The organism is Microbacterium sp. NPDC089190, from assembly GCF_040701795.1.
In the GTDB taxonomy this organism is placed as follows: Bacteria; Actinomycetota; Actinomycetes; order Actinomycetales; family Microbacteriaceae; genus Microbacterium; species Microbacterium galbum.
Map to the genome: position 1 here is coordinate 779,955 of NZ_JBFBHF010000001.1, position 18,690 is coordinate 798,644.

The 18,690-nt window shown below is 71.8% G+C and carries 20 protein-coding genes; 4 read left to right on the plus strand and 16 right to left on the minus strand.

The window, feature by feature from the left end:
• Nucleotides 1–43 precede the first annotated feature (43 nt).
• The gene (locus tag AB0230_RS03820; RefSeq protein WP_366374061.1) at nucleotides 44–766 is read left to right on the plus strand and encodes a hypothetical protein; all 723 of its coding nucleotides are present in this window, start codon (nucleotides 44–46) and stop codon (nucleotides 764–766) included.
• Between the two features lie 99 nt (nucleotides 767–865).
• Here the strand turns inward: AB0230_RS03820 and AB0230_RS03825 are convergent, their stop codons facing one another.
• The 3 genes from AB0230_RS03825 to groES form a co-directional block, all read right to left on the minus strand.
• A complete protein-coding gene (locus AB0230_RS03825) occupies nucleotides 866–2,149 on the minus strand; it encodes an ABC transporter substrate-binding protein (RefSeq protein ID WP_366374063.1) in 1,284 nt (427 codons plus the stop codon).
• A gap of 315 nt (nucleotides 2,150–2,464) precedes the next feature.
• On the minus strand, nucleotides 2,465–3,406 hold the full coding sequence (rarD, locus tag AB0230_RS03830) for an EamA family transporter RarD (RefSeq protein ID WP_366374065.1): 942 nt from the start codon (nucleotides 3,404–3,406) through the stop codon (nucleotides 2,465–2,467).
• A 183-nt stretch (nucleotides 3,407–3,589) separates the two neighbouring features.
• The gene (gene groES / locus AB0230_RS03835; protein ID WP_013583903.1) at nucleotides 3,590–3,886 is read right to left on the minus strand and encodes a co-chaperone GroES; all 297 of its coding nucleotides are present in this window, start codon (nucleotides 3,884–3,886) and stop codon (nucleotides 3,590–3,592) included.
• A gap of 132 nt (nucleotides 3,887–4,018) precedes the next feature.
• Between groES and AB0230_RS03840 the strand changes: the two genes are divergently transcribed.
• Nucleotides 4,019–5,206 carry an SAM-dependent methyltransferase gene (locus tag AB0230_RS03840; RefSeq protein ID WP_366374068.1) on the plus strand — a complete coding sequence of 396 codons (1,188 nt, stop codon included), beginning with the start codon at nucleotides 4,019–4,021 and terminating at the stop codon, nucleotides 5,204–5,206.
• Nucleotides 5,207–5,227: 21 nt separating this feature from the next.
• Here the strand turns inward: AB0230_RS03840 and AB0230_RS03845 are convergent, their stop codons facing one another.
• Genes AB0230_RS03845 through tsaB form a run of 4 tightly spaced genes read right to left on the minus strand, consistent with a single transcriptional unit; the run spans nucleotide 5,228 to nucleotide 7,957 of the window.
• The gene (locus AB0230_RS03845) at nucleotides 5,228–5,677 is read right to left on the minus strand and encodes a hypothetical protein (RefSeq protein WP_315993532.1); all 450 of its coding nucleotides are present in this window, start codon (nucleotides 5,675–5,677) and stop codon (nucleotides 5,228–5,230) included.
• Nucleotides 5,674–6,771 (minus strand): tRNA (adenosine(37)-N6)-threonylcarbamoyltransferase complex transferase subunit TsaD, encoded by a 1,098-nt coding sequence (tsaD, locus tag AB0230_RS03850; RefSeq protein WP_315993533.1) that lies wholly within the window; start codon nucleotides 6,769–6,771, stop codon nucleotides 5,674–5,676. Before tsaD ends, AB0230_RS03845 begins: the two co-directional genes overlap by 4 nt.
• Nucleotides 6,771–7,328: a ribosomal protein S18-alanine N-acetyltransferase gene (gene rimI / locus AB0230_RS03855; RefSeq protein WP_366374070.1), complete on the minus strand. Its 558-nt coding sequence runs from the start codon at nucleotides 7,326–7,328 to the stop codon at nucleotides 6,771–6,773. The genes tsaD and rimI overlap by 1 nt, the downstream gene beginning before the upstream one ends.
• A complete protein-coding gene (tsaB, locus tag AB0230_RS03860; protein ID WP_366374072.1) occupies nucleotides 7,328–7,957 on the minus strand; it encodes a tRNA (adenosine(37)-N6)-threonylcarbamoyltransferase complex dimerization subunit type 1 TsaB in 630 nt (209 codons plus the stop codon). Before tsaB ends, rimI begins: the two co-directional genes overlap by 1 nt.
• Nucleotides 7,958–8,032: 75 nt before the next feature.
• Here tsaB and AB0230_RS03865 point away from each other — a divergent pair, with 75 nt between their 5' ends.
• Nucleotides 8,033–8,989, plus strand: coding sequence for an alpha/beta hydrolase (locus tag AB0230_RS03865; protein WP_363386881.1), 957 nt, complete (start codon nucleotides 8,033–8,035; stop codon nucleotides 8,987–8,989).
• A 17-nt stretch (nucleotides 8,990–9,006) separates the two neighbouring features.
• Here the strand turns inward: AB0230_RS03865 and tsaE are convergent, their stop codons facing one another.
• The 5 genes from tsaE to coaA form a co-directional block, all read right to left on the minus strand.
• A complete protein-coding gene (gene tsaE / locus AB0230_RS03870; protein ID WP_366374521.1) occupies nucleotides 9,007–9,456 on the minus strand; it encodes a tRNA (adenosine(37)-N6)-threonylcarbamoyltransferase complex ATPase subunit type 1 TsaE in 450 nt (149 codons plus the stop codon).
• 50 nt (nucleotides 9,457–9,506) lie between these two features.
• Nucleotides 9,507–10,628: an alanine racemase gene (gene alr, locus AB0230_RS03875; RefSeq protein WP_366374074.1), complete on the minus strand. Its 1,122-nt coding sequence runs from the start codon at nucleotides 10,626–10,628 to the stop codon at nucleotides 9,507–9,509.
• A complete protein-coding gene (locus AB0230_RS03880; RefSeq protein WP_363578020.1) occupies nucleotides 10,625–11,056 on the minus strand; it encodes a holo-ACP synthase in 432 nt (143 codons plus the stop codon). The genes alr and AB0230_RS03880 overlap by 4 nt, the downstream gene beginning before the upstream one ends.
• 187 nt (nucleotides 11,057–11,243) lie before the next feature.
• On the minus strand, nucleotides 11,244–13,094 hold the full coding sequence (gene glmS / locus AB0230_RS03885) for a glutamine--fructose-6-phosphate transaminase (isomerizing) (RefSeq protein ID WP_363386890.1): 1,851 nt from the start codon (nucleotides 13,092–13,094) through the stop codon (nucleotides 11,244–11,246).
• Between the two features lie 99 nt (nucleotides 13,095–13,193).
• Complete coding sequence (gene coaA / locus AB0230_RS03890; RefSeq protein WP_363386893.1) at nucleotides 13,194–14,147, minus strand: type I pantothenate kinase; 954 nt, start codon at nucleotides 14,145–14,147, stop codon at nucleotides 13,194–13,196.
• Between the two features lie 71 nt (nucleotides 14,148–14,218).
• On the opposite strand from coaA, the gene AB0230_RS03895 reads away from it, so the two are divergent.
• The gene (locus tag AB0230_RS03895) at nucleotides 14,219–15,148 is read left to right on the plus strand and encodes a Ppx/GppA phosphatase family protein (protein WP_315993541.1); all 930 of its coding nucleotides are present in this window, start codon (nucleotides 14,219–14,221) and stop codon (nucleotides 15,146–15,148) included.
• A gap of 155 nt (nucleotides 15,149–15,303) precedes the next feature.
• Here AB0230_RS03895 and glmM read toward each other — a convergent pair whose 3' ends face one another.
• The 4 genes from glmM to AB0230_RS03915 form a co-directional block, all read right to left on the minus strand.
• Entirely contained in the window at nucleotides 15,304–16,659 is a 1,356-nt protein-coding gene (gene glmM / locus AB0230_RS03900; RefSeq protein WP_315993542.1) for a phosphoglucosamine mutase, read from the minus strand.
• Between the two features lie 14 nt (nucleotides 16,660–16,673).
• Nucleotides 16,674–17,144, minus strand: a complete 471-nt coding sequence (gene rpsI / locus AB0230_RS03905; RefSeq protein WP_058597862.1) for a 30S ribosomal protein S9 — start codon at nucleotides 17,142–17,144, stop codon at nucleotides 16,674–16,676.
• A 24-nt stretch (nucleotides 17,145–17,168) separates the two neighbouring features.
• Entirely contained in the window at nucleotides 17,169–17,615 is a 447-nt protein-coding gene (gene rplM, locus AB0230_RS03910) for a 50S ribosomal protein L13 (RefSeq protein ID WP_058597861.1), read from the minus strand.
• Nucleotides 17,616–17,827: 212 nt separating this feature from the next.
• Entirely contained in the window at nucleotides 17,828–18,589 is a 762-nt protein-coding gene (locus AB0230_RS03915; RefSeq protein ID WP_366374079.1) for a CPBP family intramembrane glutamic endopeptidase, read from the minus strand.
• Between the last annotated feature and the right edge of the window lie 101 nt (nucleotides 18,590–18,690).

An 18,690-nucleotide genomic window follows, 5' to 3' on the forward strand; every position in this document is an offset into this window, starting at 1 on the left:
GGCGCCTTCCCCACCGCCCGCGCCATCGCTCGAGGTCGCCCTCGTGCAGCAGCGCGGCGACATCGCCGTCGACCGCGTGCAGCTGCGCGTGACGAACACCTCCCCCGTGGCCACCACGCTCACAGCGGCATCTTTCTCCTCCCCCGTCCTGGACGGGCCCGCGGAATGGGATGCCACACGGCCGACCACCCTCGCGGCGGGGCGGACGGTCGACCTCCCCGTCTTCCTCCCCGCCATCCGCTGCACCGACGCCTCGGGTGTTCCCGAGGCCACGGTCACGGCCGACGGCGCGACGACGACCGTGACCCTGTCCGACGACCTGGACTTCATGCACCGGGCGAGCGCCACCGCGTGCGATCGTGCGGAGCTGGCATCCGTGGTGCGGGTGACGGCCACCGGAGCCGCCGTGGGCCCTGACGGCTCGATCACCCTGCGTCTGGCGGTGGAGCCGTCGCAGAGCGGCGAGGGGACGGCCGAGCTCGTCGCTCTGCGCGGAACGGTGCTGCTGCGCTTCGCCGCGGGCGCTGCGGCACCGCTCGGGGTGAGCGTGTCCGCGCGGGACGCGCCGTCGGTCGTCGAGGTCGCCGTGGTGCCGCAGCGCTGCGACGCGCACGCCATCGCCGAGGACAAGGTGGGCACCCTCTTCGACCTCGTCGCCCGCGTCGACGGGCGGGAGATCGTGGTGCCCCTGGAGCGCTCGAAGGACGTCGCCGACGCGTTGCTCGTGCTCACCGCCCAGGTGTGCGGCCTGACCCCCGCGCCGTGAGCCGGGTTCCTCTGCCCGGAGAGGAGGGGTGCGAGCGAGTTCCGGAGCACGCGAAAGGGGCCCGGATCCGAAGATCCGAGCCCCTCGCGTGGAGTCAGGTCACTCGTTGAGCGAGCCGAACTCCGTGTTCAGCAGGGTGTACTTGTTGTCGGCACCGTACTGGTAGATGCCGATGTACGCCTCGGTCGGGTCACCGTTCTCGTCGAACGTGATCGGACCGGAGACACCGTCGTAGTCGATGTCCTTGCCGTCGTTGATCAGCGCGAGGCAGTCGGCGAACGTCGTGCACTTCTCGCCGCCCTCGGAGACCGACTGCATGTTGTCGCGGATGGCCGTGCCCGAGTCGTCCTTGGCCTGCGCCGCGGCGAGAGCCGCGACGATGACCGCGTCGTACGACTCCGGCGCGTAGCTGTAGTCGGTGAGCGCGGGGTCGATCTCCTTCAGACGCGACTGGAAGTCGGTGTCGGCGGGGTTGCCGGGCAGCGTGCCCTTCGCGCCCTGGAGCGTGCCGGCCGGGAACTCGTACGAGTTCGACAGGTTGCCGTCGACGAAGTACACCTTCGACGCCGCGTAGCCCTGCGTGCTGACCAGCTGCGGGATGATCGAGGAGGTCTCCTCGAACGCGATGACCGCGATCGCGTCGGGCTGGGAGGCGAGCAGCTGGTCGACCTGCGAGGTGAAGACCGTGTCACCCGGGTTGTAGGGGACCGCGACCGAGACCTCGCCACCGGCGGCCTCGATGGCCGTGGTCGCGTTGTCCTTCAGGCCGGTGCCGTAGGGGTCGTTGATGTAGATGATGCCCACGTTGGCGGCACCGTCGCCGACCATCAGGTTGCCGAGCACGCGGCCCTGCAGCACGTCGGAGGGCGCGGTACGCCAGTAGTACCCGTCGTCGGCGTAGGTGGTGAAGTCGGGCGAGGTGTTGGCCGGCGAGATCTGGACGATGCCCGCGTTGACCAGCTGGTCGATGAAGGTGAACGAGACACCCGACGACGCGGCACCGATGACGACGTCGGCTCCGGCGCTGACGAGCTCGGACGCCGACTGGGTCGCGATGTCGGTCGTGGTGTCGCCCGAGTCGCGCTCGGTCAGCGTGGTCGTGAACGGGAATGCGTCTCCCGTGGCCTCGATGTCTTTGATGGCCAGCTTCACACCGGCGACCTCGGGCGGGCCGAGGAAGGCGAGGTTACCCGTGGCGGGCAGGATCGTGCCGACGCTGAACGTGCCGTCGGCCTCGGACACGGCGCCGCCGCCCGACGATGCACTCGGTGCAGCGGCATCGTTGCCGCCACCGGAGCATCCGGCGAGGACGAGCGCGCTGGCGCCGACCAGGGCGATGCCGCCGAGGATTTTGGCGCCGCGCGTGCGCGAAATGACGTTCATAGTGCTCCTTGCTGTGAATGAACGTTGGGCGACCCTATGGGCCACCTGGTGTCCTAAACCTAATCGGCAGCTCATTTTCCGCGTGTTGCCGTTCGTTAACGATGTGCGTCGAAGCGGTCACGGCCGCATAACGGTTCAGCCCGCGTCTTGACGGCGACCCCGAAGGAGCACGGGTCGCCGGACCCGGAACGAAGAAACGGCCGGATCGGGCAGGACGAACGCGGAACGACATCCTCCGCGCCCTCATCGTCGCACCCGCCGCCGACATTGTCTGTCGACCGAACGGAGGACGCCACGGCGGGTCGGACGAGGGGATCAGACGGGTTCGGCGACGTCGTCCACCACACGCCGGTGGCGCCGCGCGGCCACGATCGAGTCGACGCTCAACATGACCAGCGCGACCCACACGAGCGCGAACCCCACCCACCGTTCGAGCGTCATGGGCTCGTGGAGCACCCATACGCCGATGATGAACTGGATGATCGGCGCGACGAACTGCAGCAGGCCGATCACCGTGAGGGGGACGCGCCGGGCACCCGATGCGAACAGCAGCAGCGGTACGGCCGTGACCGCGCCGGCGAGCAAAAGGAGAACGGTGTGCAGCACCCCGGCCGTGCCCAGCGTGATGCCCGTCAGGTTCGCCACGAAGATCAGCTGGATGACGGCGACCGGCAGCAACCACATCGATTCGAGGGTCAGCCCGCTCACGGCATCCACCGCGGGACCGATCTGCTTCTTCACCAGTCCGTAGAAGCCGAACGAGAAGGCGAGGGTCAGCGCGATCCACGGGAAGGCGCCGTATCCCACGACGATCACCAGGACCGCGGCCACGGCGATACCCACCGCGATCCACGGCAGGAGCCGCAGACGCTCGCGCAGCACGACGACACCCAGCAGCACGGTCACGATGGGGTTGATGAAGTAGCCGAGACTCGTCTCGATGACGTGCCCCGTGAGGGCACCGAAGAGGTACGTCTGCCAGTTGACGTAGATGAGCACACCGGCGACCGCGGTCAACAGCATCAGCCGCGGTTGCCGCACGATCGCGAGGAACGGGCGCCACGCGCGCAGCACGGTGAGAAGCAGCAGGCAGAAGACGAACGCGAGGAGGATGCGCCAGGCCACCACCTCGAACGGGCCGGTCGGCTTCAGCTGCAGGAAGTAGATGGGCAGCACGCCCCACAGCAGGTAGGCGCCCAATGCGTACAGGGCGCCGCGGGTGCCCCCGCCGGTCGGAGCGGAGGGAGCGGGGGTCACCGATACAGCCTACGCGCGCCCCCGAGGCGGCGACGGTCGCGCACCCGCGCATTCCTGCCATCGCGTGGCGAGCGCTCCGCATCGTCCATCGACCCCCGGGGACGACGCGCGCCCCCGCCCTCCCCCGGGAACGACGAAGGCCCCGGATGCCGAGCACCCGGGGCCTTCGATCGAGTCACGCGATCAGCGGACGACGACCGCCAGGACGTCGCGAGCCGAGAGCACGAGGTACTCCTCGGCGCCGAACTTGACCTCGGTGCCGCCGTACTTGCTGTAGAGCACGCGGTCGCCGACGGCGACGTCGAGGGGGACACGGTTGCCGTTGTCGTCGATACGGCCGGGGCCGACGGCGACGACTTCGCCCTCCTGCGGCTTCTCCTTGGCGGTGTCGGGGATGACGAGACCACTCGCGGTGGTCTGCTCAGCCTCGACCTGCTTGATGACGATGCGGTCCTCGAGCGGCTTGATGGAAACCGACACGGTCTACCTCTTCTTTCTCGTTACAGAAGACTTGTCAGCACTCACGCGGGGAGAGTGCTAATCCGAGTGTAGAGAAGCGCTGGCACTCACGCAACGCGAGTGCCAGCACACTCCCCCGCCTAGGCTGAATCGGTGGATACCAGCGAGCTGACCGCCCTGCTCACGCCCGACGGCCTGCGCCTGCTCGACGAGCTCGGTCCCATCGGCTCGACCGACGAGGCCGCCCGCGCGGTGTCGCGGCTGCGGGCGGCCGGGCACTCCCCCGACCTCGTGTCGGCGGTCGTCGGCCAGGCCCGGCTCCGCGTCCGCGCGACCGCGAAGTTCGGCGCGTTCGCCGACCGCATGCTCTTCACCCGCGCGGGGCTCGAACAGGCCACGCGCCTTCCGATCGCCGCGCGTCACGCGGGCCGCTTCCGCGCCGCGGGCGTGTCGAGCGTCGCCGACCTCGGCTGCGGTATCGGCGGTGACGCGCTCGGGCTGGCGGGACTCGGCATCCGGGTGCACGCGGTCGACGCCGACGAGGTGACCGCCGCCATCGCGGCATACAACCTCGCCCCGTTCGGCGACGCCGCCACAGTGGCGCACGCGCGCGCCGAAGAGGTCGACCTGACGGGGACGGATGCCGTGTGGCTCGACCCTGCACGCCGCACGGCGGGCCACTCCGAGACGCGGCAGGTCGCCTCCGGCGAATGGTCGCCGTCGCTGGACTGGGTGGTCGAGCTGCTGCGGAGCACCCCGGGCGGGGTCAAGCTCGGCCCCGGCTTCGATCGCGCGCGGATCCCCGACGACGTCGAGGCCCAGTGGATCAGCGCCGACGGCTCGACCATCGAGCTCGTCCTCTGGTCGGGGGCGCTCGCGCGCGAGAACGTGCGACGCGCCGCGCTCGTGGTGCGCGGCACCGACGCGTGGGAGCTCACGGCTCCGGCGGACAGCCCCGACGCCGAGCCGCGGGACCTGGGCGCCTTCGTGCACGAGCCCGACGGCGCGGTCATCCGCGCGCGGCTCATCGGCGAGGTCGCGCGAGCACTCGAGGCGGGGATGCTCTCGCCGCAGATCGCCTACCTCACCTCCGACGCACCGCTGACGAGTCCGTTCGTGCAGTCGTTCCGGGTGCGCGAGCAACTGCCCGCCGACCCGAAGAAGCTCGCACAGGCGCTGCGGGCGCGCGGGATCGGCACGCTCGAGATCAAGAAGCGCGGCGTCGACGTCGACCCGGCGGCGCTCCGCCGGAAGCTCTCGCTCCGCGGAGACGAAGCGGCGACCCTGCTGCTCACCCGCGTGGGGTCGACGCGCCTGGCTCTGCTGGCCGACCGCGTCTGACGCCCGCCGGGCTCCCGCGCCTCAGCGCACGGCGAGCTGCGAGAAACCCCAGATCAACCACCCTGCGCTGAACACGACGGCCAGCAACGACAGGGACAACGCCCACACGGCCACGCGCCGGCTGTCGTGCGCGCGTCTTAGCGACAGGATGGCGAGGATCGCCCCGATCACGCCCAGGGGAAGCAGCCACCCGGTGATGAGGGCGGCGACCAGCGCGAGGATCGCCACGGCGAGCGCCCACGGCGCCAGCGAGGGCGGGGGTTTCGGCGCGGGCGGGACGTACGGGATCAGGTGGTCGCCGAAGGCCGCCATCTCCAGCTGCGCGGTGGGGAGGCGTTCGGGGTCGTCATCCGCGATCTCCGGGCGCTCGCCCGCGGGCACCATCCACGGCCGACGCGGGTCGATGGGCGCCGCGGCCGACTCGGGGGTCTCCTTGCGCGCACGGCGCGTGGGCGGGGTCTGATCCGTCACGGCGACCGGGTCTCGGCATCCGGAGCGGGGGCATCCGGGTCTTCGGCGACCTGGATCTCGGTGACGGGAAGGGTGGAGTCGGCTCCGAAGGCGAGGGTCGACGGGCGCCGACCCGAGGCGATGAGCTCCGCGGCGAGGGCGGCGATCATCGCGCCGTTGTCGGTGCACAACCGCAGCGGCGGAATGCGCACAGCGACCCCCGCCGCCGCCGCGCGCTCGAGGGCGACGTCGCGCAGGCGCTTGTTCGCGATCACGCCTCCGCCCAGCAGCAGTCGGGGCACGCCGTACCGCGCGCACGCGTCGAGGGCCTTGGTGACGAGAACGTCGACGACGGCCTCGCGGAAGGATGCCGCGACATCGGCGACCGGCACCGGTTCACCGGTCGCCTCGTGCTGCTCGACCCAGCGGGCGACCGCGGTCTTGAGCCCCGAGAACGAGAAGTCGTAGCGGTGGGATGCCATGTCGGAAGCGCGTGAGAGCCCCCGCGGGAAGCGGATCGCCGTGGGGTCGCCGCTCGCCGCCGCGCGGTCGATCTCGGGCCCCCCGGGGTAGGGCAGCTTCAGCAGCCGCGCGACCTTGTCGAATGCCTCGCCCGCAGCGTCGTCCATGGTCTCGCCGAGCAGCTCGACGTCGCTCGTGAGGTCGCGGACCAGCAGGAGCGAGGTGTGCCCTCCGCTGACGAGCAGGGCGACCGTGGGGTACTCGAGCTCCCCCGCCTCGGCATCCAGGATGTCGGCGGCGATGTGGCCCACGAGGTGGTTGACCGCGTAGAGGGGCTTGTCGAGCGCGACGGCGAGGCCCTTGGCCGCCCCCACCCCGACCATGAGCGCTCCGGCGAGCCCCGGGCCGCTCGTCACCGCGACGGCGTCGAGGTCGGCGAGCGTCACGCCGGCCTCGGCGAGCGCGGCGTCGATCGAGGGCTGCAGCGCTTCGAGGTGGGCGCGCGCCGCGACCTCCGGGACCACGCCACCGTAGCGGGCGTGCTCGTCCATGCTCGAGGCGATCGTGTTGCTCAGCAGCGTCCGGCCGCGCACGATGCCGATGCCGGTCTCGTCGCAGCTGGTCTCGATGCCGAGCACGAGGGGCGCGTCCATCAGCACCATCCCTTTCCGGTGGGCGACGGTGTCGCGGAGGCCGACGGCGCGTCGGACGCCGCGACACCGGGCGCCGCGCCGCCCGAGACCTCGGCGCGCCGGGCGGCCCACCCCCGCAGGTCGAGCTGCATCACGATCGCGTCCACGTCGTCGGGCTGGTAGTAGCGAGGGCGTCGCCCGACCTCGGCGAACCCCTCCGACACGTAGAGCGCCTGCGCCACCGGATTGTCGGCGCGCACCTCGAGGAACACGTCGTGCACACCGCGTGCGACGGCCTCATCGAGCAGCGTGGTCAGCAGGGCCCGCCCGCGCCCGCGTCCGCGAGCGGCCGCCGAGATCGTGATGGTCTGGACGTCGGCATCCCGAGCCCCCCGCACCGCGCGCAGGCCCGCGTACCCGACGAGACGCCCGGCTTCTTCGACGACGACGTAGAAGCCGTGCGGGGAGGCGAGCTCCTCGCGCATCATGGCCGCGCTCCAGGCGTCGGTGGGGAACGACGTGCGCTCCAGGTCCATGATCGCGTCGAGATCGGCGGCGGTGGCCGCGCGGGTCGACATCAGCTGACCCTTTTCGGCGCGTGGGCGGCGACGACATCGGGGCTGCGCAGGTAGAGCGGCTCTGCGCCGGTGAGGGTGCGGTCGGCGTCGAGCGCCCGCGCCGCGACGAGGGCGATCATCGCCGCCGACACGCTCGTGGCGTCGTATCGCCGGGCACCGATCTCGTCGAGACGCGCGTCGAGGTCGTCACGCGGGCTGAGGGCGGCGTCGGAGAGGCGCACCGGTAGACCCTCGTCGTCGATGCCGTCGTAGACGCTGAAGGCGAATTCGCGTCGCCGCGCGTCGGTCACCACGGCGAAGCGCCCGGTCTCGGTGCCGGTCAGGGCATCCGCGAGCAGGACGCCGAGGGCGACACCGTCGTGGCTGGGCACCGGCACCACCGGGACGCCGCGGCCCAGCGCGTAGACGCGCGCCGTGGCGATACCGACCCGCAGACCGGTGAACGGACCCGGGCCCATGCCGACCGCCACGTGGGTGGGGGCGACGGCGGACGATGCGCGGCGCAACAGGTCGCCGATGACCTCGGCGTGCCCGAGGGGATTGGCGCTCTGTTCGTCGGCGAGCACCTCCCCGTCGCGCGCGATCGCCGCGACGGCGGTGCCGAGCGAGGTGTCGATGCCCAAGATCACCGTTCCAGGGTATCCGCCGCCCTCCTCCCCCGAGCGTCACGGCATCCGCCGGCCCCTCCGCTCCGAAGAAAGGGCATGGATGCCACGGCACTCGGGCTGCGCCGCATGGTCGTCCCCACGGGGGTCGGCCCCGTCGTCGTGCGCGCGGGGAGGGCGTCGGGCAGTCCGGTCGCGACCGTGCTGCTGCACGGCGCGGCGGGGTCGTGGGCCACCTGGGCGCCGATGATCGCGGCGTCCGACGATCTCGGGCTCCCGCTCTCAGACATCGTGGCGATCGACCTGCCCGGTTGGGGCGAGTCCCCCGGCCCGGTTCCCGCGCCCGCCGACCTCGCCGTCGCCGTCGCGGCGGTGGCGCGCGCGCTCGGCTATCCCCGCTGGCGCATCGTGGGCCACTCGCTGGGCGGAGTGATCGCCCTCGACGTCGCCGCGCGCTTCCCCGCCGAGACGGTCGCCGTGGGCGTCGTCTCCCCGAGCGGCGCGGGCGCCCGCGCGGTGATGCAGCGCCCGCTGATCGGTGGGGTCCGCCTGCCCTGGCTCGCGGGCATGGTGCTGGCCATGCGCATCCTGCGCGCACTCGGTCGTCTCGCCCGCCCCCTGCTACGCGTCCTGCGTCGAACGGGGGCGCTGCGCACGCTCGCGCGGCCGCTGTTCCGGCATCCGGAGCGCGTCGACCCGGCCGTGAGCGCGGCACTGGCCGACGAGATCCGCCCGTCGGCCTTCCTCACCGCCGCGCGCATGTCGCGCACGCACGATGACGGCGTCTGGCGCCGCATCGCCTGCCCGGTGCGCTCGGTGCGCGGCGCGCACGACGTCTTCGTCGCTGCGGAGGACTCCCGGGCCTGGGCCCGTCTGATGCGCGACGTCGACGACCGCGTCCTCGCCGACAGCGGGCATTTCGCCCACGTCGAGCAACCCGCCGAGACGCTGCGCGCCCTGCGCGAGGTCTGGGCGGCCGCACGGACGCCGCAGTCTCCGCGACCGCGCCGCCGTGGCGCCGAGCCCCGACGCGGGCGCGCGACGCCGGCGACCTGACGAGAGCGGCCGTGCCGTCAGGGACGACGCGAGATCGTCACGGCGCGCGGGGCGTCGGCGTCGAGTTCGACGGTGTGCACGGCGATCTCGCCGCACGCGTTGTCGACGCCGCGACCGCCGGTCTGCCGCGAGATCTCGATCTCCCACCACGCGTCGGCCAGGTATTCGGCGACGCCACGGCCCCACTCCACGATCACCGCGCTGTGGGCGACGTCGATGTCGAGGTCGTCGAGCTCCACGGCGGCGCCGAGACGATAGGCGTCCACGTGCACCAACGGCGTCCCGCCGACCAGCGAGGGGTGCGTGCGCGCGATCACGAACGTGGGGCTCTGCACCGGCCCCCGGATGCCGAGTCCCTCGCCGATGCCGCGGGTCAGCGTCGTCTTGCCGGCGCCGAGGGGACCCGTGAGCACCACGACGTCCCCGGGCTCGAGCGCTCGCCCGATCCGTCGTCCGAGCTCCTCCATGTCGGCGGGGGCCTCGACCACCCGCTCACCCAGCAGCGCCTCCGGAACGCTCACGCGTGCACCTCCCGTCGGGGGACGCGCGCACCCACGCGCGTGACGATCTCGTAGTCGATCGTGTCGGCGGCATCCGCCCAGTCCCGCGCCGAGGGCGCTCCGAGCGTCGGATCACCGAAGAGCACGACCTCGTCGCCGACGGCCACGGGATGCTCGCCGACGTCGACGACGAACTGGTCCATCGCGATGCGACCGGCGACGGTGAAGCGGCGACCGCCGATCGACACCGGCCCGCGGCCCGACGCCTGACGCGGAACGCCGTCGGCATAGCCGAGCGGCACCAGTGCCAGCGTCGTGTCGGCCGACGTGCGGTAGTCGTAGCCGTACGAGACGCCGGTCCCCGCGGGAACGCGACGCACGGCCGCGACCGCGCCCCGCAGGGTCATCGCGGGCCGCAGACCCAGGTCGGCCGGGGTGCGGTCGGCGAAGGGCGAGACTCCGTAGAGCCCGATGCCGATGCGCACGCAGCCCAGGCGGGCCTCGGGGAGCGCGATCGCGGCGTTCGTCGCGGCGATGTGCCGCAACGGCGGCTGCAGGCCCGTCGACGCCGCCAGCACCACGCCCTCCTCGAATCGGGCCAGTGCCGCGCGGTCGTCGTCGAGGCTGGTGTTCGACAGGTGCGAGAAGAGCCCGACGACGCGCAGACGGCCGATGCGCTCGAGACGGGCCGCCTCGGAGAACACCACCCGCCAGTCCGCCGGGGCGATGCCGTTGCGCGAGAGCCCCGTCTCGATCTTGAGGTGGACGGCCGCGGGGCGGTCCTCCGTCGCCGCCTGAGCCGCCCGCAGCAGTTGATCGAGGTCGGAGATCCCCAGCTCGATCCCCTCACGGACGGCCTCGTCGAACGACGCCCCGGGGGCGTGCAGCCAGGCGAAGAGCGGAGCGCGGACGCCGGCCCGGCGAAGCGCCAGGGCCTCGGAGATGTCGGAGACGCCGATCCGCGCGGCCCCACCGCGCAACGCGGCCACCGCCGACCGGTGCGCCCCGTGCCCGTAGCCCTCGGCCTTGACCACCGCGATCACCTCGGCGCCGGTGAGCGCTCGCAGGTGCCGCACGTTCTCGGTGATCGCGTCGACGTCGACCAGCGCTTCGCGCAGCACGCCCGGTGCCATCTTCATGCGGTGTCCTCTCGGGCCGGAACGGGAATGGATGCCGGATGCGAGGGCTCTCCGCCCGCGTGGGGAGTCGTGGCCGGAACCGCCTCGGCGATCACGTACGCCGTCGCCAGCCCCGCGTCGTGCGACATCGAGAGGTGCAGCGCCGTGATGCCGCGCGCGGCGACGGTGGACGCCGTCTCGCCCCGCAGGGCGAAGACGGGGCGCCCCGAGGGCTCGGAGGCGATCTCGATATCGGTCCAGTGCACGCCGTCCGACCCGCCCAGCGCCTTGATGAGCGCCTCCTTCGCCGCATACCGCGCGGCGAGCGACCGTGGCTTGAGAACCCGCTCCGCGGGCGCGAACAGGCGCGCGAGAAGCCGCGGCGTCCGCGCGAGGTGCTCCTCGAACCGCGGCACGTCGACGAGGTCGACGCCGATTCCGACGATCATGCGGCCTCCTCCCGGCATCCTGTCCATTCTGCCGGTGTCCGCCGACGTCGGTCGCCCTTGTCGGCGCCGGACGCAGGGGGATCAGCGTCCGATGCGGCCCGCGGCGGGGCGGACGCCTCGGACCCCGTCGACGGAGACGACGAGGGGGCCGGATGCCACGGCATCCGGCCCCCTTCCATCGGCGGTCCTACTCGACCGTCACCGACTTCGCCAGGTTGCGCGGCTGGTCGACGTCGAGGCCCTTCGCCTCGGCCAGTCCCATCGCGAAGATGTGCAGCGGCACGACGGCGAGCAGCGGCTCGAAGAGGGGAGCCGCGAGAGGGATGCGCAGCACCTCGTCGGCGGCGGGGAGCACGGCGACGTCTCCCTCTTCGGCGATCGCGATGACGCGGGCGCCGCGCGCGCGGATCTCCTCGATGTTCGAGACGACCTTCTTGTGCATCTCGCCCGAGCCGCGGGGGCTCGGCACGACCACGAAGACCGGCTGCCCGGGCTCGATCAGGGCGATCGGCCCGTGCTTCAGCTCGCCCGCGGCGAAGCCCTCGGCGTGGATGTACGCGAGCTCCTTGAGCTTCAGCGCTCCTTCGAGAGCGATGGGGTAGCCGACGTTGCGGCCGAGGAACAGCACCGAGCGGGTGTCGGCCATCCAGTGCGCGAGCTGCTCGATGCGGGGCTGCTCGGACTCGAGGACGCGCGCGATCTTGCCGGGCACCGCCTCGAGCTCGGTGACGGCCTCGACGGCGACGACGGGGTCGATGGCTCCGCGCACCCGCCCGACGTGCAGGGCGAGCAGGTAGAGCGCGGTGATCTGCGCGACGAACGCCTTCGTCGAGGCCACGGCGACCTCGGGGCCGGCGTGCGTGTAGACGATGGCATCCGACTCGCGCGGGATCGTGGCGCCCTGGGTGTTGCAGATCGACAGCGTCTTCGCGCCGCGCGAGCGGGCGTACTTGACGGCCATCAGGGTGTCCATGGTCTCGCCCGACTGGCTGATCGACACCACCAGCGTCCGGGACGAGAGCACCGGGTCGCGGTAGCGGAACTCGTGCGCGAGCTCGACGTCGACGGGAACGCGGGTCCAGGTCTCGAGGGCGTACTTGCCGACCATTCCGGCGTAGGCGGCGGTGCCGCACGCGATGACGAGGATGCGGTCGATGTCGGCGAGGAAGTCGTCCATCCCCTCCAACTCGGGGATCTCGACCCGACCCTCGTGGATGCGGCCGCGGATGGTGTTCGCGACGGCCTCGGGCTCCTCGGAGACCTCCTTGGCCATGAACGACGACCAGCCGCCCTTCTCGGCCGCCGACGCGTCCCACGTGACCTCGAAGGCCTCGACCTCGACCGGGGCGCCGGAGAAGTCGGTGACCTCGACGCCGTCGGGGGTGATCGCCACGATCTCGTCCTGCCCGATCGCGAGCGCGTTGCGGGTGTGCTCGACGAAGGCGGCGACGTCGGATCCGAGGAAGTTCTCGCCCTCGCCGAGGCCGATCACCAGCGGGGAGTTGCGGCGCGCGCCGACGACGAGGCCGGGGTGGTCCTCGTGCATCGCGAGGAGCGTGTAGGCGCCCTCCAGGCGCGACACGACGGCGCGGAAGGCGGCGACGAGGTCTTTGGACCGCGCGTACTCGCGGCCGATCATGACGGCTGCGACCTCGGTGTCGGTCTCGCTGCGGAAGCTGAAGCCCTCGCCCACGAGCTCGCTCTTGAGTTCGGCGAAGTTCTCGATGATGCCGTTGTGGATGACGGCGAGCTTGTCGTCATCGGCGAGGTGGGGGTGCGCGTTCGCGTCGGTGGGTCCGCCATGCGTGGCCCAGCGGGTGTGCCCGATTCCCGTCGTGCCGTTCGGCATCGGCGAGGACTCGAGATCGTCGCGCAGCACCGCGAGCTTGCCGGCGCGCTTGCGCATGCCGAGAGCGCCGTCACCGTCGATCACGGCGATGCCCGCGGAGTCGTACCCCCGGTACTCCAGACGCGACAGGCCCGCCAGAAGGATGTCCTGGCTCTGCCGAGGACCCACGTAACCGATGATTCCGCACATGGTCACCGAGTCTACGCGGCGGGGCTGAGGGAACCCCTCCGCGGCGTGCCCCGAGCGGCGACCGGGCGCGGCGCCACCCGTCGGACCGCGGGGATGCGGTCAGAGCTTGCGCAGCAGCACCGACTCCACGGTGTGGTCGGCGCCCTTCTGCAGCACGAGCTTGGCGCGATGCCGGGTGGGCAGCACGTTCTCCTCGAGGTTGGGCAGGTTGATCTCGCGCCAGTACCCGAGGGCCCGCTCCACCGCCTCCTCGTCGCTGATGTCGGCGAAGACGCGGAAGAACGAGGTCGGGTTCGTGAAGGCGTTGTCGCGCAGGGCGAGGAACCGGTCCACGTACCAGCGCTCGATGTGGGCGGCGTCGGCATCGACGTAGATCGAGAAGTCGAACAGATCGCTCACCGCGACCTCGTTCGGAGACGGCGGCGGCTGCAGCACGTTCAGACCCTCCACGATCACCACGTCGGGCCGATGCACGCTCACGTGCGCATCGGGCATGATGTCGTACCGCACGTGGGAGTAGAACGGCGCCCGCGCCTCCTCCGCCCCCGACTTGACCTCGCTCAGGAACTCCACGAGCGCCCGACGGTCGTACGACTCGGGGAATCCTTTACGGTCCATGAGCCCTCTGCGCTCGAGCTCCGCGTTGGGGTAGAGGAACCCGTCGGTGGTGACCAGCTCGACCCGCGGGGTGTCGGGCCACCGGCTCATGAGCTCGCGCAGCAGGCGGGCGATGGTCGACTTCCCCACCGCCACCGATCCGGCGACGCCGATGACGAAGGGGGTCGTGGCATCCGGTTCGCCCAGGAACTCGCTCGTGTCGGCTCCGAGTCGCCGCGTGGCCCGGGCGTACAGGCTGAGCAGACGACTGAGCGGCAGATACACCTCGGCGACCTCGCGCGGATCGAGGCGGTCGCCGATGCCCCGCAGCTGCACGATCTCGTTCTCGGTCAACGGCTGCTGGAGACCCCCGGCCATGCGGGCCCAGTCGTCGCGGTCGATCTGACGGTAGGGGCTCAGCGACGGTGCGGGAGCGGTCGTCTCGGCGGCGGACACCTGCTCATGCTACCCGCGGGGCCCGCACCACCCGGCGACGCACGCCCGGCGCCGTTCGCTACGCTCGGACCGTGCGCTTGGGAGTCCTCGACATCGGCTCGAACACCGTCCACCTCCTGGTGGCCAACGCCCGGGCGGGAGGACGGCCGACCGCGACGAGCTCCCACCGCTCGGTGCTCCGTCTCATGCGCTATCTGCTGCCCGACGGATCGATCTCGCCCGAGGGCGTCCAGGGCCTCGTGGATGCCGTGACCGCCGCCTGCGAGCGCGCCCGCGCCGAGGGGGTGGACGAACTGCTCGCCACGGCGACCTCGGCCGTGCGCGACGCGACGAACGGCGAAGACGTGATCGCGAGGATCGAGGAGGTGCTCGGGCAACCGCTCCAGGTGCTCGGCGGCGAGACGGAGGCGCGCTTCACCTACCTCGCCGTCCGACGCTGGTTCGGGTGGTCGGCGGGGCAGATCCTGCTGTTCGACATCGGCGGCGGCTCGCTCGAGATCGCGGGCGGCGCCGATGAGCTCCCCGACCTCGCCGAATCGGTGCCCCTGGGCGCCGGACGCTCGACCGTGCAGTTCCTCCCGCACGACCCCCCGAGCGACGCCGAGATCGACGCCCTCCGCCAGCACGCGGCATCCGTCCTCGCTCCTGTGGCCGAGCGGTTCGCCGCGCTCCCCCGCCCCGACCACGTCATCGGGTCGTCGAAGGCCATCCGCTCGCTCGCGAAACTCGCCGGCTACCCGGTGCCGGGATGGTCGGGCATCGACCGTATGGTGCTGCCGCGCAAAGAGCTGAAGGACTGGATCCCCCGGCTCGCCCGCATCCCGGCCGACGCACGCGAGGCCCTGCCGGGCATCACCGCCGATCGCACATTCCAGATCGTCGCGGCGGCGGTCGTCGTCGAGCGTGCGATGAAAGCCATGGACGTCGAAGAGCTCGAGGTCTCGCCCTGGGCGCTGCGCGAGGGCGTGCTCCTGCGCTACATCGAGTCGCTCGAGTACTGACCGCCGCGGCGCTCCGCGCCCCGCCACCCGCCACCGACACCGAGGCCCCTGAGCCTGTCGACGGGACCGGGCCCCGCCCGGCGAACCCACTCGCACCGACGACGAAGGCCCAGGCACCCCGCACGGGGTCCCTGGGCCTGTCGAACCGACCGGACCTACAGCGCCAGGCGCTCGCGCACGACCTCGGCGAGACGGTCGGCGTGGGCTCGGGCGACATCCTCGGATGCCGCCTCCACCATCACACGCACCAGCGGCTCGGTCCCCGAGGCGCGAAGCAGCACGCGACCGGATTCGCCGAGTTCTGCGGTGGATGCCGCGACCTCGCGCTGCACGACCTCGTCGGCGACGCCGTCGCGGTCGACACCGCGCACGTTGACCAGTACCTGCGGGTACACGGTCATCAGCGAGGCGAGCTCGCCGAGCGTCTTGCCCTGGCGCGCCATCTCGGCCACCAGGTGCAGACCCGTGAGCAATCCGTCGCCCGTCGTGGCGAACTCGCTCATGATCACGTGACCCGACTGCTCGCCGCCGAGGGAGTAGCCGCCCTCGTTCATGGCCTCGAGCACATACCTGTCGCCGACCGCGGTCTGCAGCACCCGGATGCCGTGCTCCTGCATCGCGCGATGAAGACCGAGGTTGCTCATGACCGTCGCCACGAGGGTGTCGTCGACGAGAGCGCCGCGCTCCTTCATCGCCACCGCGAGGATGGCCATGATCTGGTCGCCGTCGACGACGTTGCCCTGCGCGTCGACCGCGAGGCACCGGTCCGCGTCGCCGTCATGGGCGATGCCGACATCGGCGCCGAGGCGCACCACCGCCTCCGCGAGCACGTCGAGGTGGGTCGAGCCCACCCCGTCGTTGATGTTCAGGCCATCGGGGTCGGCACCGATGACGGTGACCTGCGCGCCGGCGTCCTTGAACGTCTCGGGAGACACCCCGGCCGCCGCGCCGTGGGCGCAGTCGAGCACCACGTGGATGCCGTCGAGCCGGTGCGGGAGCGAGCCGAGCAGGTGCAGCACGTAGCGGTCCTCGGCATCGGCGAAGCGTCGGATGCGACCGACACCGGCACCGGTGGGCTGCAGACGCTCCCCCTCGAGGGCGCGCTCGATGCGCTGCTCGACGATGTCCGGGAGCTTGGTGCCCCCGCGCGCGAAGATCTTGATCCCGTTGTCGGGAGCGGGGTTGTGCGACGCCGACACCATCACGCCGAAGTCGGCATCATGGTCGGCGATGAGGAAAGCGGTGGCGGGGGTGGGGATGACGCCCGCGTCGAGGACATCGACACCCGACGAGGCCAGGCCCGCGGCGACCGCGGCCGCGAGGAACTCCCCCGAGACCCGCGGATCACGCGCGACGACGGCGGTGAGGCGGCGGCCTTCGGCCTTCCGCGCCTCCGCAGAACGGCCCTGGCCCAGGACGACAGCAGTCGCCTGGGCCAGGTGCAGCGCGAGTTCGGCGGTGAGGAGGCCGTTGGCCAGCCCCCGCACCCCGTCCGTGCCGAAGAGAGGCATACGGAGGGTCGAACTCAGCGCTTGGAGTACTGAGGCGCCTTGCGGGCCTTCTTGAGACCGGCCTTCTTGCGCTCCTTGACGCGAGCGTCGCGCGAGAGGAAGCCGGCCTTCTTGAGGGTCGGGCGGTTGTTCTCGGCGTCGATCTCGTTGAGCGCGCGGGCGATGCCCAGGCGCAGCGCGCCGGCCTGACCCGAGGGGCCACCACCGGAGATGCGCGCGATCACGTCGTACGAGCCCGCGAGCTCGAGCACCGTGAACGGGTCGTTGATCAGCTGCTGGTGCAGCTTGTTCGGGAAGTAGTCCTCGATCGTGCGGCCGTTGACCGTGATCGTGCCCGAGCCGGGAACCAGACGCACGCGGGCGATGGCCTGCTTGCGACGGCCGACGGCTGCGCCGGGAACCGAGAGCACGGGGCGCTCGGCCGCGACGACCGACTGCTCGGCCGGCGTCTCGGTGCTGTAGTTGCTGGAGTCGATGTTCGACACTGTTTCGTCCTTATCCGGCGGCGCTTACTGGGCGACCTGGTCGAAGGTGTATGCCGTGGGCTGCTGGGCACCGTGGGGGTGCTCTGCGCCGCGGTAGACCTTGAGCTTCTTGAGCTGCGCCGCGCCGAGGCTGTTCTTGGGCAGCATGCCGCGGATGGCCTTCTCGACCGCGCGGACGGGGTTCTTCTCGAGCAGTTCGTCGTAGGTGACGGACTTGAGGCCGCCCGGGTAGCCCGAGTGGCGGTAGGCCTTCTTGTTCTGGAGCTTCTGACCCGTGAGCGCCACCTTCTCGGCGTTGATCACGATGACGAAGTCGCCGGAGTCGATGTGGTTGGCGAAGGTGGGCTTGTGCTTGCCGCGGAGGAGGACCGCCGCGTGCGAGGCCAGGCGGCCGAGAACGACGTCGGTGGCGTCGATAACGACCCACTCGCGCGTGACCTCAGCGGCCTTGGGGGTGAAAGTGCGCGTCACAGTAGTGCTGCTTTCTTGATCGAACGGAGGAGTTCGTGAATCCCGCTCCGGTGGTCCGTTGCCCCGCCGATGACGGGGGAACAGGGCCGGTGGAGGGCTCACGTTCGGGCGACCCGCTCGCAGGGAGGCGGGCACCAAAGAGCAAGACTACGGCATCCGGATGCCATCGCCAAACGCCGACGGCACCCCCCGACGGCGGGGCGCGTGCGTCCCTACGAGAGCAGGGTGCCCGCAGCCACCAGCGCGTACCCCGTGGCGTTGAAGACCATGTGCACCGCGACGGCCGGCCAGACGCGCCCGGTCGCCACCACGAACGCCCCGGTCACGGCGCCGACCGCGGCGAGCGCGATCGACGCGAGATGGTCCTGTCCCGCCGCGAACTGATGCGCGAGCACGAACAGCGCCGTCGAGAAGGCGACGGCGGCGATCGCCGCCGGGACGCGCCCGCTGCGCTCCCGCAGGAGCACGTACGCGCAGACGAGCACGACCCCGCGGAAGAAGAACTCCTCCACCATCGCGGCGCCGATCGTGTCGGCGAGCGCCTCGGCGAGGAACGCTTCCGGCAGCGATCCGTCGGAGGAGAAGGTGGAGGGCCACGCGGCCGGGACGCCCCCGATTCCGGCGACGGCGCCCTGCATCGCGCGGAGAGCGACGCCGAAGACGATGCCGTAGAGCACGTCGACCGGACGGAGGCGAAGCAACCCGCGCGGCCGGGAGCGCGAGAAGGCGACGCCGACCGGCACACCGAGGGCCACCCACACGATGGCCCGCGCGCTCGCCTCGGCCGTCTCCGGCGGGAGCAGCGCGGATGCCGCCCGCTGGGCCAGAAGGCCCGCGCCGAGCGCACAAACGGCCCAGGCCAGCAGACCGAGGTCCCAGCGGCGGGTCGTCGAGCGCCCCTCCCGCCAGAGCCGTGGACGACGGCGTCGACGCCGTGACGACCCGCCGGTCGAGGCGTCGGCGGCGTCGGACATGGCGCTCAGGCTAGGTCCGGTCTGCGCCTACTCGCCCTCCTCGCCCGGCGGATGTGGACGTGCGCCCCCACGTTTCACCCACGCCCTCATCACGCACCGAT